Genomic DNA, 15,972 nt, shown 5'->3' with positions numbered 1-15,972 from the left:
TATCGTTATACAAACTAAGCATAGCAAAGGGATGTTAAACTCATGTAAATTTACATTAAAGAAGTATGTAGGATTGTAAAGAGGATTAATTTAAATTAAAGAGACTGGAACAAATTGTCCCAGCCTCTATATCTATCTCTTCAGTTTCTCTTTCAGCTTCGCGTTCTGTTCGTCTAAACGACGTTTACGTTCAGCGTTACGTTTGGCAAGTCTTGCTTCCTCTTCAGGATCACGTTTTTGCGCTAAACGTTTCTCAACTTTTTCAAGTAGTTCTTCTTCAGTTGCAGCTGCTAGAGGGCGGTTATTGACAAATGCGAAAGTTTTTCGTCTACCTGGTCCACAGTAAGACTGGCATGCGATTTCAACTTCAGCATCTGGATCTAACTTCTCTAACTTCGGTAGTAATGTTCTAAGACATACACCCTGACAATCATCGCACACTTGAAACTTATTACGCATTTGCTTCACCACCTTGATTGATTTTTATTTTTGCGTTACGTTCAGTCATGCGTTCGAAGTAATCATTATACAACGTCCACATAGCATCTGTCATCTCATTATTTGATAAAGTTGCACCTAAGTCTTTCAAAGCATACAGTAATTTGAATATGACTTCATCCACCGTAAGCTCTACACCGAGCAGTTCTGATAGACTCGCCATGCACTCAGGATCTATTTGAGGATACGTAAATTTCGTAGTTTCCCCGCGACGTGCCACATCATAAAATTGACGCATCAGTTCAGCACGTGCGCTCCCACTACCTTCGACACAAAGATAAATCTGGACTGCAATACCATCTTTTACACGACGTTGTGAAATACCTGCAAACTTCTTATTATCGATACTTAAATCGTAACTTCCCGGGCAATATGAATGAACGATTTCTTTCGCTTCAATATGTTTATGATAATCTTTAAACATCTCCTGAATCAGTTCATACATATATTCATATCCCGCATCAATCGAAAATGTAATATCTCCAGGAAATATAATCGAAATATTGAGTACACCTGCATCGAGTACCACACCTAAACCGCCTGAATTACGAACAATGGCACCATACCCATGATTGTTTAGGAACGCTATTCCCTCTTCAATATATGGCAGACGTGCATCGTGCATACCGAGAATAATGACATGATCATGAATCCAAGTGCGTACCACACTATCATGATTTTGTTGTCCAATTAAATGACAGTACATATCATCAAAAGCAAAGGACTGCATTGGCTGCAGTCCTCGCGTATGATCTACGTATTGCCAATTCTCTTCAAAAATTGACTTCGTCATCTATTATAAAGATTGTGCTGCAGTGATGATTGATAATGAAACAACATCTTCTGTTGAACATCCACGTGATAAATCATTCACTGGTGCATTTAATCCTTGTAAGATTGGACCTACAGCATCAAATCCACCCAAGCGTTGCGCAATTTTGTAACCGATATTACCAGCTTCTAAGCTAGGGAATACGAATACATTTGCGTCACCTTGAATTGGTGATTCTGGTGCTTTCTTCGCTGCTACTGATGGTACGAAAGCAGCATCAAATTGGAATTCTCCGTCAATAACTACACCTTCTAAATCAGCTTCTGAAGCTAATTTTTCTTGTGCTAAGCGTGTTGCTTCTACAACTTTTTCAGTTTCAGGTGTTTTCGCTGAACCTTTCGTAGAGAAAGATAACATTGCAACTTTAGGTTCCATACCGAAAGCTTTTGCAGTCTTAGCAGACTCGATACCGATTTCAGCTAAAGCAGTTGCATCAAGTTCTGGATTGATTGCGCAATCACCCATTAAGTACTGCTCGTCTTCACGAATCATAAAGAATACACCTGATGTACGAGAAACACCTGGTTTAGTCTTGATGATTTGTAAAGCTGGACGTACAGTATCTGCTGTAGAATGTGCTGCACCTGATACAAGACCTGCTGCACGACCTGTATAAACTAACATCGTACCGAAATAGTTCGGATCGTTTAACATTTGTGCCGCTTGCTCTTCTGTCGCTTTACCTTTACGACGCTCAACAAACTTCGCGATTAATTCTTCACGTAATTCGTTGTTTGTTGGATCCATTATTTCAATTCCGTCAATTGATAAACCTAATTTTTCAGCAAGCGCTTGTACTTCTTCCACATTCCCTAAAACGATCGGTGATACTTTATCACCTTTATGTAATTCAACAGCTGCTTGTAATACACGCTCGTCTGTTCCTTCCGGTAAAACGATTTTCACATTTTTACCTGAAAGTTTTTCATTTAATACATCTAATAATTTAGCCATAATAGCCTCCTGAAATTTTGATTCATCCCCATTAACCATTATAGACTCTTTTTATAGAAATTACACGTCATCAATATGTAAAATCTTCGAACATACATATGTTTCGAGATATGTTAGAATGATAATGATTACAATTAGAGGAGAGATGGATAATGAACGAAGCAGCAAAAACATTAGACGGTTGGTATAGCTTGCACTTATTTTATGCCATTGATTTCACAAGCTTAAAATTAGTTGAAGCAGAAGACCGTACGAAAATGGTAGAAGAGTTCAGTGCTTTTATCAATAAATTAGAAGAAAATCACGTAGCGAAAGAAGGATCTTACGCGTTATATAACATTACAGGTCAAAAAGCTGATTTAATGCTTTGGATGCTTCGACCAGAAATGAAAGACTTAACAGCTGTTGAAACAGCATTTAATAAATTAGCCATTCGTGACTACTTAATCCCAACGTATTCATACGTTTCAGTTATTGAATTAAGTAACTACTTAGCACAGGGTTCTGACGAAGATCCGTACGAGAATCCACATATTAAAGCAAGATTATATCCTGAATTACCACGTTCTGAGTATGTATGTTTCTACCCAATGGATAAACGCCGTCAAGGTGAAGATAACTGGTACATGTTAGACATGGATCACCGTAAAGGCTTAATGCGCTCTCACGGTATGATTGGACGTGGCTATGCAGGTATTGTTAAACAGTTTATCACAGGATCAGTTGGATTTGACGATTACGAGTGGGGCGTTACTTTATTCTCAGACGACGTATTACAATTTAAGAAGTTAGTATACGAAATGCGCTTCGATGAAGTATCAGCGCGTTACGGTGAATTCGGTTCATTCTATGTTGGTAACATCTTAAAAACAGAAGATTTACAAGGATTATTTACAGTTTAATATAGCGTTATAAGGCAACCTTTAGGGGTTGTCTTTTTTTGCGAGTAGACTGAAGTTGAACTTCATAATCCTTGTTGTTTTTGCTAGGAAGTGGCTTCAAATCGTTTTTGACGACACTTACTCACGCAATCCAAGTTGTTCTTACTCGGAAGTGGCTTCAAATCGTTTTTGACGACACTTACTCACACAATCCTTGTAATTGCCGCTCAGAAGTGACCTCAAATCTCTTTTGGCGACACTTACTCACGCAATCCATGTTGTTCTTGCTCGGAAGTGGCTTCAAATCACTTTTGACGACACTTACTCACGCAATCCATGTAATTGCCGCTCAGAAGTGACCTCAAATCACTTTTGACGACACTTACTCACACAATCCTTGTAATTGCCGCTCGGAAGTGGCTTCAAATCACTTTTGACGACACTTATCCTTCTTCACTTCATTGCTTCGATATCAACCAACCATTTTATTTTTCCTGTACAACATGTATTGCGCCGTCATTATGCAATGTATCTGTCGATGCTGTTTCCTCTTTTTCATCAACTTCTCTAAATCTTCTATAATCATTGATATAACAGTTGTAGACATGACCATCAATTTTATCTGTCCACATTTTCTTATCACCTTTTTGATAAGTCACATTGACTTTACCTATCTTAACCTGATATCCATCTTTATGCTTTAGGGTATAATACGTTGTGACATAGTCTTTTGTCTTGCCATCATAATACGCATAAATACCGATGCCCGGTTCATTTGCTTTAGAACTTAATGAGACACTACTTTCCTTGACGCCATCAAATAGTTGTTTCCCCACAGCTTCCTGGGCTTCTTTTTCTGTTGGAAATGTACTACTCTCCAATTGGGCAATCTGACTTTTCGTTACTTTCGGAAACTTTTGCGGGTTCATTAAATTCTGAATTGAAATTCCTATCGCAAATATTCCAATCAGCATCAGTACCATCATTAAAAATTTCTTCGTAAATATGTCCTTCACATCATCAACCTCCTCTCTTTTAAAAATCAAAAAAGCCTGCAATGCATATGCATTTGCAGGCGAATGATTCTAATCATCAGTAAATATGTTCTCACCATACAAACTTCCTTATCATCAGTATAATCGCCTTTCTATATTTTTACAATTATCATAAGTAAGGTTATTTGCTGGTAATCTATATAATTAATGTTGTTCTAAGGTGACTTAGTTTTATTTATATGCTTTCTCTACTTCTTCAATTTGTTTCTTAACAGTGACTGCGCTGCCACCTGAGAAGTACCATAAGTAAGGATCGATTTCTACGACTTTATCATTTTTCACAGCACTTACGTCTTTAATAACATCATTAGATAATGCTTGTTTCGCAGATGATTTACCACCAACTGCTACTCCACGGTCCATCGCATAGATGATATCCGGATTTGTTTTGTTGATATATTCAAAGTTAATAACTTGTCCGTGTCCTTTGGCCTGAATATTTTTGTCCGCTTCTTTCACGCCTAATACATCATGAATAAATCCGAAACGGCCACCTTTACCAAATACAGATAATTCTCCTTCATTGGCTAATACAAACAATCCTTTATCTTTAGACTTTTCAGTCATTGCTTTTACTTCTTCAATCTTTTTGTCTAAATCATCGATTAAAGCCGTTGCTTCTTTTTCTTTACCAAAGATTTTACCGATATTTTCAGTGTTTTCTTTTACGCTTTCGATATATTTCGTATCATCTGTACCAACATATAAAATTGTAGCGTCTGGTGCTGCTTTTTTCATTTCTTCCATTACTTTTTGTGTTGCCTGGCGTCCAGAAATTAAGATGAGTTCTGGTTGTTGTTCAGCTAATTTTTCAAAGTTAGGTTCTTTTAAACTTCCTAAGTTTGTATATTTATCATCTTTAAAGTTTTCAAGGAATGACGGAACACTGCGATTGCCTTCACCTTTAGGTAATCCTTTAACTTCTCCATCGACACCTAATTCCTGCATGGTTGCCAATGTTCCGTAGTCAAATACTGCAATATTTTTTGGGTTTTTCGGAACTTCTACAGTTTCTGTTACGTCTTTTGCGTCACTTCCGTCTTCTTTTTCACCCATTAGTTTGTATTTATTTTCAATTTTAATCGTTTCAGCCTTATCTGAGTCTCCTGCTGTCTTATCTTCTGATTTTGTACTTTCTTTGTCATTACCACATGCTGCTAACACTATAATTAAAGCTAAAGTTAATACTAAACTAAAAATACGTTTCATTCCTATATTCTCCTTTGATTTATGTATTATTCCCCTGTAAATAAATTAGCCCTACATTAAAAACTACCCGGCAACACTCCTTTCAATGGATTGAATTATACTGCCTGTACTTCTTCGATAAACTCATCAACTGTCATGTGCTCATCGTCAAAATAGACACAGATTTGCTGACCGAAGATACATTCAATTTGAATGTCCATATCGTATACTGCTTTTAATTTTTCTGTTGTAATAACATCTTCTTTTTTTCCGTCTAATAATACGACACCATCTTTTAAGGCAATGATGTAATCTGCATAACATGATGCAAAGTTAATATCATGAATCACAATAACAATCGTCTTTTGTTTTTCGCGAACTAATCTACGGAGTAACTGCATCATCTGAACAGAATGTTTCATATCTAAATTATTCAATGGTTCATCTAAGAAGATATAATCCGTATCCTGTGCTAAAGTCATCGCAATATATGCGCGTTGTTTTTGTCCCCCTGACAATTCATCTAAGAAGCGATTTTCAAAAGGTTTGAGTTCTAAATATTCAATTGCTTCATCAACAATTGCGTGATCTTCTTTCGTTAAACGACCTTTAGAGTATGGAAATCTTCCGAAGTTAACTAAGTCGCGAACAGTAATTTTTAAGTTCGTATGATTACTTTGCTTTAATACTGCAAGTTGCATTGCGATATCATCACTTTTCATCTCTTCAACCGGAACATCATTTAACAACACAGCGCCACTATCGTAATCACTTAAACGTGTAATTGCTGATAACAATGTACTTTTACCGGCTCCATTCGGTCCGATAATCGCCGTGATTGCACCTTTTTTTATTTCCACGGAAATGTCACTTAGAATTTCTTTCTGTCCAATCGATTTGTGCAAATGTTGTACTTTAATCATGTGCACCCTCCTTAAATAATAGATAGATGAAGTAAACGCCACCTATAAAGTTAATCAATATCGTAATTTCTGTTGTGCCATCAAATACGTATTGATTGATCATTTGTCCAAGTAATAGTGTAATGCCTGATACTGCTAATACCGAAATGATTAAATATTGATGTTTAAATGTCTGCATAAATTGATACGTAACATTACAGACAATGATACCTAAAAATGTAATGGGTCCAACGAGTGCGGTCGATATACTTACTAATACCGCAACCACTAACAGCATATTACGCGTTAACTTTTCAACATTTACACCTAGATTCGTTGCGTGTGTGTTCCCTAAACTTAATACGTCTAATTCATGTGCATGCATGTAAATATAAATGAGTAACAGCACAATGATAATACAGCTGATGAGTAATAACTTTTCATTGACCGTATTAAAGCTTGCGAACAGTTTATCCTGTAATAATAAGAAATCATCCGGATTCATTACCATATGCATAAAGCTCGATAAACTAGAAAAGCATGTTCCCATTACAATCCCAAACAGTAATACAAAATACACGGATGTATTTTTCTTAAAGACGATATTGAATAAGCCTAATGTAAACAAAATCATCAGTACAACGGAAATAAAGAAATTCACATATACATTGAAGAATAAATCCCCTAGTTTTCCGAAGAAGAATATAATGATGGTCTGGATAAATAAGTAGACCGCATCAAGTCCGATGACCGATGGTGTTAGTAGGTGGTTTTCAGTGATGGTCTGGAAGATGAGTGACGATACACCAATTGCTGCACCGACTAAAATAATTGCAGCAAGCTTTCGCAGTCTTGATGGTAGTACATAATCTAAAATTTGCAGATTAAGCTGGATCATTACAAAGCCAATCATCAGTGCAATCATAACGAATAAGAGTAACGATAATTTTTTCGTTGTATTAGGCATATTCTTTCCTCCTTTTCAGAAGGATGACCATAAATACAACACTACCTAAGATACCTAGCGTTAGCCCTATCGGTATTTCGTATGGAAAGATAATAATTCGGCTGAATATATCAGCAATCATTACAATTATTGCACCGAGAAGCGCAGTGTACGGTAACGCTTTATTCATATGATCTCCGACAAAAAGTCCAACGATATTCGGTACAATTAATCCCAGAAACGGTAATACACCGATTGTTACAACGACAGTCGCTGAAACCACTGCTGCAATGACTACGCCGAGATTCATTATTTTGTTGTATGAGATTCCTAAGTTCTTACTAAATGACTCTCCCATCCCAACAATCGTAAAGTGATGTGCAAAGAAATACATAATAATAACCATTGGAATGATGATATACAGCACTTCATAACGTCCTTTCGTAATCATCGAAAAATCACCGACAAAGAAGTTAGAAATGCTTTGCACTGCATTAAATCTTAATGCCATGAATGTTGCTAAACTGGAAACGATATTACCAAGCATCAATCCGACGAGCGGAATGAATATCGCATCTTTAAACTTAATACGATTAACAATCCACATAAACATAAATGTCCCGAGAATAGCAGTTGTAATACTAAATCCGAGTTTCACTAATAATGGCGCTTGTGCAAAAAAAATCATTGATATCAATACACCAAATTTCGCAAAATCCATCGTACCAGCTGTTGTCGGCGAGACGAATTTATTACGTGTAAGCTGCTGCATCAGTAACCCTGCAACACTTAATGCCACGCCAGCTAATATAATAGATAGTGTTCTCGGGAAACGACTATTTATTAAAATATTTTTCTGATTGTCTGATAGGTGCATTAAATGTTGCGGCGAAATATCAATTACCCCTACAAATATCGAAACAATCGATAATAACACTAATACAATAAGGCCATAAATCATTTTCATCAACAAGAGCTCCAATCATAAATGATAATAATTATCATTGAGAAACATTTTCAGTTACAATCATAACAGACTGAGAATTATTTTCAACCTGTATTTTAAAAAAATACGTTGAAAAATTAGTTATTATTAAAAAATTTGTATTGGTAACGCTTTATTTCATGATATATTGAACATAAGTAAACAAGAAGGGGTGAGCTTATGAATAAACAACACGGAGAACAGGCACTAGAAAAAACGATAGGTTTCTGGACCGCAATAACGGTTGTTATCGGAACAATTATCGGTTCTGGTGTGTTTGTGAAACCGTCAGTCGTATTAAATCATGCGGGGACAAGTGATCTTGCAATCTGGGCATGGATTGTCGGGGGTATACTGACACTTGCTGCCGGTCTTACAATTGCTGAAGTTGGTGCTCAAATTCCTAAAACAGGTGGATTATATGCTTATATAAGAGATATTTACGGACCATTCTGGGGATTTTTAACTGGCTGGATGCAAACTGTTATTTATGGACCTGCAATCATTGCTTCATTGTCTTTATTTTTCGGTATTTTAGTAACAAACTTCTTTGAATTAGATCCTGCTTTAGGTATATGGATCGGTATTGCAGCATTTACTTTCCTGGTCATCTTAAATATTATGGGGACTGGTTTAGGTGGTGCGATGCAGACATTTACAACAATCTGTAAATTGATACCTGTATTCGCGATTATCATTTTCGGTCTGTTATGGGGTAAAGAAGGTATATTCGGTCAAGACGTTACCAGCTTAATTAAAAATCAAGAAGAAATTAACTTTGGTCGTGCTGTATTAGCGACACTTTTCGCCTATGATGGATGGATTCTATTAACGAACTTAACTGGAGAAATGAAAAATCCTAAAAGAAATCTACCGTTAGCAATGTTTGCCGGCTTAAGCGTCGTTACACTTGCTTACGTGTTGATTAATATCGCTGTATTCCATGTTATTCCTGCTGATAAATTAGTAGGCATGGGTAATACTTCTTCAGCGGAAGCAGCTAAGATCTTATTCGGTGATTTCGGTTCTAAATTTGTGAATATCGGTGTAATTATTTCAATCTTCGGATGCTTAAACGGTAAAATTATGACATTCCCACGTATTCCATTTGCGATGGCCGATGATCATCTATTACCATTTGATAAAGCAATTAGCTATGTCAGCCCTAGATTCAAATCACCAATTGGTGCATTAATTGCTGTATATGTTATCAGTATGATTTTATTATTATTAACAATTGTTATTCCTGATATCGTTAATGCAGATTACTTATCAGAAGTATGTATCTTTATTATTTATATCTTCTATCTAGCAGCATTTATTGGTCTATTCTTATTAAGACAACGCAATAAAGGTGTTAATCGCGATTACTCAGTGCCGCTATATCCGATTGTTCCAATCGTTGCGTTACTTGGAGGATTATTCATTATCATCAGTACGTTAATGAGTGACTTTGTCGGTTCTATGCTGGGCGTGGCATTTGTTATCATCGGCATTCCTTTCTATTTTATTTTAAGAAAGAGACATTAAAATGTTTAATGCCTTACAAATCGGATATATATAAATTATATAACACATAGAAATGAGGCAAATCATTATGAATAAATTAGTGAGATTAATTATTAAATTAAGTCCTATTCTAATTCCAATCGTAAAGAGACAATTAGAAAAACGTGCTCAACAGCAATCAAATACAAATGCTCAACACGTTAACAATAAGTAAAAATAAGGCTGACGCGAAAGCGTCAGCCTTATTTTATTATAATTTAATTGCTGCCAACATGAGGGCAACCCATGCTGCAATAAACAATACGCCACCAATCGGTGTAATAGCACCTAATATTTTAATTTGTGTTAAAGCTAAAATGTATAAAGAGCCACTAAAGAAAACAATACCAAGTGTCATCATCCAGCCTGCTGCATTTAAATTTAACTTTGTTGTACCATTTAATATACCAATCGCTATTAATCCGAGTGCATGATACATTTGATATGTCGTTGCTTTCTCCCAGATGCCCATATATTTTTCACTTAACTTACCTTCTAAACCATGGGCACCAAACGCGCCACATGCCACTGCCATCATTGCATTAATCGCACCGATAATTAAAAATAATTTCATCACTTTTTCCTCCTGAATTTAAAAATCAAATATTGAATCACCGTTACCGAAACCGTCATCCGTTTTTACTTTATTGTCACTTGATACTACTTTAGCTCCCATCATCTTCAACTCTTCAGTTGTGATACCTGCATGAGGCCCAGTAATTTTACTGACATTTGTTAGCTGTACTGGTGTATCAGACATTGCTACACCACTTTCTTCAGTTTGCCCGAAACGCGCTAACATTTCAATGGCATAAAGATGCTTATTAAACGCTGCATCACTATTCGCTTGTTTCAATAGCGTTATTTCCTGAGATAATTGTGCAATTAATTTCTGGTTCATGATAAATCCTCCCTTGCCCAGTTAATTGGCGTTAGTCCGTGCATTTCTAAATCTTGGTTTATTTTACTGAAAGGTTTTGAACCGAAGAATCCACGATATGCACTGAGTGGACTAGGATGGACACTTTTAATAATTGTATGTTTATCTGTATCAATAAACTGCGTCAGTTTTTGCGCTGGACTGCCCCATAGGACAAAGACAGCATGTTCTTTATGATGAGATACCGCTTCAACAATCGCCTGTGTAAAATATTCCCACCCAATACCTTGATGTGCATTCGGCGTCTTTTGTTCGACAGTAAGCACTCTGTTCAAAAGTAGTACACCTTCTTTAGCCCATCCGGTAAGATCACCTGTTACACGCGTGATACCTAAGTCGCTTTCAAGTTCTTTATACATATTACGTAGCGATGGTGGTAATTTAGTACCATTTTGCACTGAGAACGCTAAGCCATGCGCTTGATTCGGACCATGATACGGATCTTGTCCGATAACAACTACTTTAACATTTTCAAAAGGCGTTAAAGCGAATGCATTATAAATCGCTTCACGAGGCGGATAAACTGTTTTCGTATTATAAGCTTCTTCTAAAAATGCATCCATATCTGAAAAATCAAGTGTTAATTTAATTTCATGAAATATCTTTTGCCAATCCATAACTTCACCTCATTGAAATTGTAACATAACTTAGTGTTTATTTATTTTTTAAAATCCTCATTAATGATATGATATTATAACAAATAACTTTATAGGGGAAATGAAATATGAGCTTAAAAAAGATTTTAACAATTGCAGGATCTGATACAAGTGCCGGAGCTGGTATGCAGGCTGACTTAAAAACTTTCCAGGAATATAACACTTACGGGATGGTAGCATTAACTGCTGTTGTAGCAATGGATCCAGAAACATGGGGACATGACGTTACACCACTTCCAATCGAGTTATTAGATAAACAAATTAAAACAGCATTATCTATCGGACCAGATGCCATTAAAACAGGTATGTTAGGTACTGAAGAAATTATTGAACGTGCAGCCAAAGCTTTCGAAGATTCTGATGCAGCGTTTTTCGTTGTAGACCCTGTTATGGTATGTAAAGGGGAAGATGAAGTACTTAACCCAGGCAATACTGATGCAATGATTAAATACTTATTACCACTTGCTACTGTTGTGACACCGAACTTATTTGAAGCAGGTCAATTATCTGGTTTAGGTAAACTAACTACAATCGAGCAGATGAAAGAAGCAGCAAAGATTATTCATGAGCGTGGTGCAAAACACGTTATCATCAAAGGTGGCAAAGCTTTAGAATCTGATGAAGCGTTAGACCTATACTATGATGGGGAAACTTATACATTACTGACAACAGATAAATTCCAATCATCATATAACCATGGTGCAGGTTGTACATTTGCAGCTGCTACGACAGCAAACTTAGCATTAGGTAAATCTCCACGTGAAGCTGTTATCGCTGCTAAAGGATTTGTAGCATCAGCAATTAAACACGGCTGGAAAATGAACGAATTTGTTGGTCCAGTACAGCACGGTGCTTACAATAACGTTGAGAAGATTGAAGTAACGACTAAAGAAGTTTAATTATAATGCTGAGACGTTTGTCTCAGCTTTTTTATGTCTTTTTTTCTTATGCAAGCTCAAAAGGTATAATTTTTACAATTTATTTAGTAAAATAGTCTAGTATAAACTTTGAGGAGCAATGAAGATGGAATTAATCGAAAAACAACAAGTACAGGAGCTATTGAATCAATTTCAAGAGAAGCCTGTCTATTTACATGTAGAAACAACGAATGGGGCTTATGCAAGTCACTTTGACGAAAAAGTGTTCAATGCGGGTACATTCTTACGTAATATTCAAGTATCATATATACAAGGGATTATTACTGGCGGCGGAAAAGAACCTTTCCGTGTCGGTTTAAAATTAAATGGCGGATGGATCTATGTGCAAGGTTTAACACACTTCGAAATTGACAAGCAAGGTCGTTTCTTAATGGCAGGATTAAACTATCAAGGACAGCTTGCAGCAGCTCTTGAAATAAGCGAAACACCATTTGAAGTTTAAGGGGGAAATGATGATGGAACAAGAAAGACAAGTACTCGTAATCTTCCCTCATCCGGATGATGAAGCATTCGGTGTATCAGGTACGATTATGAAACATATCGATGCAGGTACGCCTGTCACTTACGCATGTCTCACATTAGGACAGATGGGAAGAAACTTAGGAAATCCACCATTTGCAACACGCGAAACATTACCTAAGATTCGTGAGAAAGAATTAGAAGATGCATGTCGCGTAATGGGGATTACCGACTTACGTAAAATGGGTTACCGTGATAAAACGTTAGAATTTGAATTACTAGATGACTTAGCGGATATGGTTACAGGATTAATTAGTGAATTAAATCCTTCAAAAATTATTTCGTTCTATCCAGGTTACTCAGTGCATCCGGATCACGAAGCAACAGCGGATGCAGTCGTTGAAGCAGTCCGTCGTATGGACGGTGAGAAACCTAAACTACATTTAGTCGCTTTTAGTAATGATACCGTTGAGAATATTGGCGAACCCAATGTTGAATATGATATTTCGGGATATGAAGAAAGAAAGATGAATGTATTAGGTGCCCATGCATCGCAAACAGGACCAATGCTAGAAAATTTAGCAGCCAATACGCAAGAAGCAGAAGCGGCAAAAGATATGTGGCTTCGAAAAGAACGCTTCTACGAATACGAAGTTTAATTAGGAGAATGAGATGGATCAATATAATTTAAATACACGTGAAGGTCGCTGGAAACATTTCGGTTCAGTAGATCCAATCAAGGGGACTAAACCTACTGAGAAAGAAAAGATGACTGACCTGCAAAGTTCAAAAAAAGATTTTTTATTCGAAATCGATCATGTAGGTATTAAAAATTTAACATATCCAGTCCGTCTGGATGGATATCAAACAGCAGGAACATTTAGCTTATCTACACATTTAGCTAAAGATGAAAAAGGCATTAACATGAGTCGTATTTTAGAATCAGTTGAAGCCCATTATGAAAATGGTTTATCACTTGATTTTGAAACATTAAAAGCAGTGTTAGTCACTTTACAAACAGTAATGCATCAAAAAGATGCGACCGTTGATGTAGATGCGAAATGGTTCTTTGACCGTTTCAGTCCGGTAACGAATTTACGTGCAATCGGACATGCAGATACGCGTTTTTCTATGACAGTTGAAGATGAGACGACAGTCAATAAATCATTAACATTAACAGCAATGGTAACAACACTTTGTCCATGTTCTAAAGAAATCAGTGAATACTCTGCGCATAACCAACGTGGAATTGTGACAGTGAAAGCCGACTTCGCGCCAGAAGGTGAATTACCTGAAGATTTTAAAGAACGCATCTTAGAAGCGATGGAAGTCAATGCAAGTTCAATGTTATATCCTATATTAAAACGTACAGATGAGAAATCAGTAACTGAACGTGCGTATGAAAACCCTCGTTTCGTTGAAGACTTATTACGATTAATCGCAGCTGATTTAGTAGAATTAGATTTCATTGAAGGTTTCACAATTGAATGTCGTAATGAAGAATCCATTCATCAGCACGATGCATTCGCTCGACTAACTTATAAGAAATAGGTGATTGCTATGTCTGAAAAAGAAAAAATGATTGCCGGATTAATGTATGACCCGAGTGATTTAGAATTAAAGAACGATCGTTTGAACGCTAAATTGACTGTACGTGCGTATAATAACACGCCTGAGAATTTAGCGGAAGAACGTGAACAACGTATAAAAGCAATTCTTGGTTCGTCAAAAGAGAATGTAATGATTGAAACTGATTTCAGATGTGACTATGGTTATAATATTCATGTGGGTGAAAACTTTTATGCTAATCATGATTTAACGATTTTAGATGTAGCACCAGTTACTATTGGTGATAATTGTATGATAGCACCTGGCGTGCATATCTACACAGCAACTCATCCGATTGACCCTACCCAGCGCAATAGCGGTTTAGAGTATGCTAAGCCTGTTGTGATTGGAGATAATTGCTGGATTGGTGGACGTAGTGTGATCAATCCAGGTGTGACAATCGGCAATAACGTAGTGATTGCCAGTGGATCTGTCGTAACCAAAGACGTACCAGATAATGTTGTAGTCGCAGGTGTACCAGCCCGCGTTATACAAGTAATAGAATAATATGATGAAAGCGATGATACTTGTGGGTATCATCGCTTTTTAATTGGATGTGTATCGTATTAGTTGTTGAGATGTGTCCAATATTGCTATGTTATTGGACACGTCGCACCAGATTACAAATCGTTTAGTTCGATATATCACTTATATCGGACTTGTTTAGCTCTGTGAAATCTAAACTTCTCCATTCATCACTTGCATAATTGCACGCCCGACACCGCTGTCTTCATTAGATCCTGCCATGTAACGCGCTACTGCTTTTACTTCATCTGTACCGTTTTCCATTGCAAAGGAATACTTCGCTTTCTCAATCATCGAAATATCATTTAAATTATCACCAATCGCCATCACTTGGTCCATCGTGATATTTAGCTGTTCACATAGCGCCTCTAATGCAATCCCTTTTTGTGCATCATTATGTGTGATTTCAATGTTACCACGAGATGACGCAGATACTGCTAAATGTTTAAACTGGGCAAGTTCCGCTTTAGCTGTATCAATTTTGTCTAAATCACTAGAGAAGGCTAAGAATTTCATCACAATCTCACCATCACGTTCATATACTTCCTGATAATTTGATACTTCTTTTAGTGATCCATTATCAATTCGTTTCTGGATAGCGTTGCGTATTTTTTCTACATCGGGTGTGTGTCCCATCTTTTCTGCAATATCCAGATAAATTTGTAAGTCTTTCTCTTTATCTTCCGTATAAATGCGTGCACTTGTGTATACCTGATAATACAAACTATATTTATCTAATATCGAAGTAACTTCTTTAATCTGCTGATCGCTTAATTTCGAAGTATGTCTAATATTGAATTCCTCATCACGCACTTCCGCACCATTCAAACAAATGAATGGGACTTTTAATCCGGTCGGTTTAATAGGTGTATTCGCTTCATAGAATGCACGCCCTGTAGCAATAACAACTGTCACACCTTTTGATTGTGCGTATTCAATCGCCTTAATATTTTCTTCAGATACTTCATGTGCGCTGTTTAATAATGTTCCATCCATATCGGTTGCAATTAGTTTAATCATGGGCTCATCTCCTCATTTGAATACATTCAGTTTACCA

The 15,972-nt window shown here is 36.6% G+C and carries 20 protein-coding genes; 8 read left to right on the top strand and 12 right to left on the bottom strand.

The annotated features are described in order from the left end of the window. Positions 1–132 precede the first annotated feature (132 nt). The 3 genes from BHU61_RS11770 to pta are packed head-to-tail and all read right to left on the bottom strand — an operon-like array spanning position 133 to position 2,284. Complete coding sequence (locus BHU61_RS11770; protein ID WP_099577062.1) at positions 133–459, bottom strand: YuzB family protein; 327 nt, start codon at positions 457–459, stop codon at positions 133–135. Then, positions 452–1,291 carry a lipoate--protein ligase family protein gene (locus tag BHU61_RS11765; protein WP_111717089.1) on the bottom strand — a complete coding sequence of 280 codons (840 nt, stop codon included), beginning with the start codon at positions 1,289–1,291 and terminating at the stop codon, positions 452–454. Before BHU61_RS11765 ends, BHU61_RS11770 begins: the two co-directional genes overlap by 8 nt. A 3-nt stretch (positions 1,292–1,294) precedes the next feature. Continuing rightward, the gene (gene pta / locus BHU61_RS11760; protein WP_111717087.1) at positions 1,295–2,284 is read right to left on the bottom strand and encodes a phosphate acetyltransferase; all 990 of its coding nucleotides are present in this window, start codon (positions 2,282–2,284) and stop codon (positions 1,295–1,297) included. Positions 2,285–2,436: 152 nt separating this feature from the next. Here pta and hemQ point away from each other — a divergent pair, with 152 nt between their 5' ends. Beyond that, the gene (gene hemQ, locus BHU61_RS11755; RefSeq protein ID WP_111717085.1) at positions 2,437–3,186 is read left to right on the top strand and encodes a hydrogen peroxide-dependent heme synthase; all 750 of its coding nucleotides are present in this window, start codon (positions 2,437–2,439) and stop codon (positions 3,184–3,186) included. Between the two features lie 464 nt (positions 3,187–3,650). Here hemQ and BHU61_RS11750 read toward each other — a convergent pair whose 3' ends face one another. From BHU61_RS11750 to BHU61_RS11730, 5 genes are all read right to left on the bottom strand, one after another. Then, entirely contained in the window at positions 3,651–4,181 is a 531-nt protein-coding gene (locus tag BHU61_RS11750) for a hypothetical protein (RefSeq protein WP_111717083.1), read from the bottom strand. A 210-nt stretch (positions 4,182–4,391) separates the two neighbouring features. Further along, positions 4,392–5,429 carry a ferrated catecholamine ABC transporter substrate-binding lipoprotein SstD gene (locus tag BHU61_RS11745; protein WP_111717081.1) on the bottom strand — a complete coding sequence of 346 codons (1,038 nt, stop codon included), beginning with the start codon at positions 5,427–5,429 and terminating at the stop codon, positions 4,392–4,394. Positions 5,430–5,524: 95 nt separating this feature from the next. Then, positions 5,525–6,331, bottom strand: a complete 807-nt coding sequence (locus tag BHU61_RS11740; RefSeq protein ID WP_111717079.1) for an iron ABC transporter ATP-binding protein — start codon at positions 6,329–6,331, stop codon at positions 5,525–5,527. Next, a complete protein-coding gene (locus BHU61_RS11735) occupies positions 6,324–7,277 on the bottom strand; it encodes an iron chelate uptake ABC transporter family permease subunit (protein WP_111717077.1) in 954 nt (317 codons plus the stop codon). Before BHU61_RS11735 ends, BHU61_RS11740 begins: the two co-directional genes overlap by 8 nt. After that, on the bottom strand, positions 7,270–8,223 hold the full coding sequence (locus tag BHU61_RS11730; protein WP_111717075.1) for an ABC transporter permease: 954 nt from the start codon (positions 8,221–8,223) through the stop codon (positions 7,270–7,272). Before BHU61_RS11730 ends, BHU61_RS11735 begins: the two co-directional genes overlap by 8 nt. 198 nt (positions 8,224–8,421) lie before the next feature. Here BHU61_RS11730 and BHU61_RS11725 point away from each other — a divergent pair, with 198 nt between their 5' ends. Together BHU61_RS11725 and BHU61_RS13710 are read left to right on the top strand one after the other, a co-directional pair. Further along, entirely contained in the window at positions 8,422–9,771 is a 1,350-nt protein-coding gene (locus BHU61_RS11725) for an APC family permease (protein ID WP_111717073.1), read from the top strand. Positions 9,772–9,838: 67 nt separating this feature from the next. Further along, complete coding sequence (locus tag BHU61_RS13710; RefSeq protein WP_275542459.1) at positions 9,839–9,964, top strand: hypothetical protein; 126 nt, start codon at positions 9,839–9,841, stop codon at positions 9,962–9,964. A gap of 36 nt (positions 9,965–10,000) precedes the next feature. Here the strand turns inward: BHU61_RS13710 and BHU61_RS11720 are convergent, their stop codons facing one another. The 3 genes from BHU61_RS11720 to BHU61_RS11710 are packed head-to-tail and all read right to left on the bottom strand — an operon-like array spanning position 10,001 to position 11,346. Beyond that, positions 10,001–10,366 carry a DUF423 domain-containing protein gene (locus BHU61_RS11720; protein WP_199798234.1) on the bottom strand — a complete coding sequence of 122 codons (366 nt, stop codon included), beginning with the start codon at positions 10,364–10,366 and terminating at the stop codon, positions 10,001–10,003. A gap of 15 nt (positions 10,367–10,381) precedes the next feature. Then, positions 10,382–10,690 carry a DUF5327 family protein gene (locus BHU61_RS11715; RefSeq protein ID WP_111717069.1) on the bottom strand — a complete coding sequence of 103 codons (309 nt, stop codon included), beginning with the start codon at positions 10,688–10,690 and terminating at the stop codon, positions 10,382–10,384. Next, entirely contained in the window at positions 10,687–11,346 is a 660-nt protein-coding gene (locus BHU61_RS11710) for a uracil-DNA glycosylase (RefSeq protein ID WP_111717067.1), read from the bottom strand. The genes BHU61_RS11715 and BHU61_RS11710 overlap by 4 nt, the downstream gene beginning before the upstream one ends. 107 nt (positions 11,347–11,453) lie before the next feature. Between BHU61_RS11710 and thiD the strand changes: the two genes are divergently transcribed. The 5 genes from thiD to BHU61_RS11685 all read left to right on the top strand — a co-directional run bounded on the left by thiD (position 11,454) and on the right by BHU61_RS11685 (position 14,897). Further along, positions 11,454–12,284: a bifunctional hydroxymethylpyrimidine kinase/phosphomethylpyrimidine kinase gene (gene thiD / locus BHU61_RS11705; protein WP_111717065.1), complete on the top strand. Its 831-nt coding sequence runs from the start codon at positions 11,454–11,456 to the stop codon at positions 12,282–12,284. A gap of 124 nt (positions 12,285–12,408) precedes the next feature. Then, on the top strand, positions 12,409–12,765 hold the full coding sequence (locus BHU61_RS11700; protein ID WP_111717064.1) for a YojF family protein: 357 nt from the start codon (positions 12,409–12,411) through the stop codon (positions 12,763–12,765). 13 nt (positions 12,766–12,778) lie between these two features. Further along, complete coding sequence (bshB2, locus tag BHU61_RS11695; protein WP_199798233.1) at positions 12,779–13,441, top strand: bacillithiol biosynthesis deacetylase BshB2; 663 nt, start codon at positions 12,779–12,781, stop codon at positions 13,439–13,441. 13 nt (positions 13,442–13,454) lie between these two features. Then, a complete protein-coding gene (gene folE2 / locus BHU61_RS11690; RefSeq protein ID WP_111717062.1) occupies positions 13,455–14,333 on the top strand; it encodes a GTP cyclohydrolase FolE2 in 879 nt (292 codons plus the stop codon). A 9-nt stretch (positions 14,334–14,342) separates the two neighbouring features. Next, the gene (locus BHU61_RS11685) at positions 14,343–14,897 is read left to right on the top strand and encodes a sugar O-acetyltransferase (protein WP_199798232.1); all 555 of its coding nucleotides are present in this window, start codon (positions 14,343–14,345) and stop codon (positions 14,895–14,897) included. A gap of 171 nt (positions 14,898–15,068) precedes the next feature. Here BHU61_RS11685 and BHU61_RS11680 read toward each other — a convergent pair whose 3' ends face one another. Further along, a complete protein-coding gene (locus BHU61_RS11680) occupies positions 15,069–15,935 on the bottom strand; it encodes a Cof-type HAD-IIB family hydrolase (protein WP_111717061.1) in 867 nt (288 codons plus the stop codon). Positions 15,936–15,972: the final 37 nt, after the last annotated feature.

This window comes from Macrococcus epidermidis, assembly GCF_003259695.1.
Classification (GTDB): Bacteria; Bacillota; Bacilli; order Staphylococcales; family Staphylococcaceae; genus Macrococcoides; species Macrococcoides epidermidis.
Note: the sequence above shows the minus strand (reverse complement) of the source record. Positions and strands in the feature narration are given on the sequence as shown.

Coding starts and splice junctions, on each gene's coding strand:
- BHU61_RS11770 (WP_099577062.1), bottom strand. CDS start 459: ATGCGTAATAAGTTTCAAGTGTGCGATGATTGTCAGGGTGTATGTCTT.
- BHU61_RS11765 (WP_111717089.1), bottom strand. CDS start 1,291: ATGACGAAGTCAATTTTTGAAGAGAATTGGCAATACGTAGATCATACG.
- pta (WP_111717087.1), bottom strand. CDS start 2,284: ATGGCTAAATTATTAGATGTATTAAATGAAAAACTTTCAGGTAAAAAT.
- hemQ (WP_111717085.1), top strand. CDS start 2,437: ATGAACGAAGCAGCAAAAACATTAGACGGTTGGTATAGCTTGCACTTA.
- BHU61_RS11745 (WP_111717081.1), bottom strand. CDS start 5,429: ATGAAACGTATTTTTAGTTTAGTATTAACTTTAGCTTTAATTATAGTG.
- BHU61_RS11740 (WP_111717079.1), bottom strand. CDS start 6,331: ATGATTAAAGTACAACATTTGCACAAATCGATTGGACAGAAAGAAATT.
- BHU61_RS11735 (WP_111717077.1), bottom strand. CDS start 7,277: ATGCCTAATACAACGAAAAAATTATCGTTACTCTTATTCGTTATGATT.
- BHU61_RS11730 (WP_111717075.1), bottom strand. CDS start 8,223: ATGAAAATGATTTATGGCCTTATTGTATTAGTGTTATTATCGATTGTT.
- BHU61_RS11725 (WP_111717073.1), top strand. CDS start 8,422: ATGAATAAACAACACGGAGAACAGGCACTAGAAAAAACGATAGGTTTC.
- BHU61_RS13710 (WP_275542459.1), top strand. CDS start 9,839: ATGAATAAATTAGTGAGATTAATTATTAAATTAAGTCCTATTCTAATT.
- BHU61_RS11715 (WP_111717069.1), bottom strand. CDS start 10,690: ATGAACCAGAAATTAATTGCACAATTATCTCAGGAAATAACGCTATTG.
- BHU61_RS11710 (WP_111717067.1), bottom strand. CDS start 11,346: ATGGATTGGCAAAAGATATTTCATGAAATTAAATTAACACTTGATTTT.
- thiD (WP_111717065.1), top strand. CDS start 11,454: ATGAGCTTAAAAAAGATTTTAACAATTGCAGGATCTGATACAAGTGCC.
- BHU61_RS11700 (WP_111717064.1), top strand. CDS start 12,409: ATGGAATTAATCGAAAAACAACAAGTACAGGAGCTATTGAATCAATTT.
- bshB2 (WP_199798233.1), top strand. CDS start 12,779: ATGGAACAAGAAAGACAAGTACTCGTAATCTTCCCTCATCCGGATGAT.
- folE2 (WP_111717062.1), top strand. CDS start 13,455: ATGGATCAATATAATTTAAATACACGTGAAGGTCGCTGGAAACATTTC.
- BHU61_RS11685 (WP_199798232.1), top strand. CDS start 14,343: ATGTCTGAAAAAGAAAAAATGATTGCCGGATTAATGTATGACCCGAGT.
- BHU61_RS11680 (WP_111717061.1), bottom strand. CDS start 15,935: ATGATTAAACTAATTGCAACCGATATGGATGGAACATTATTAAACAGC.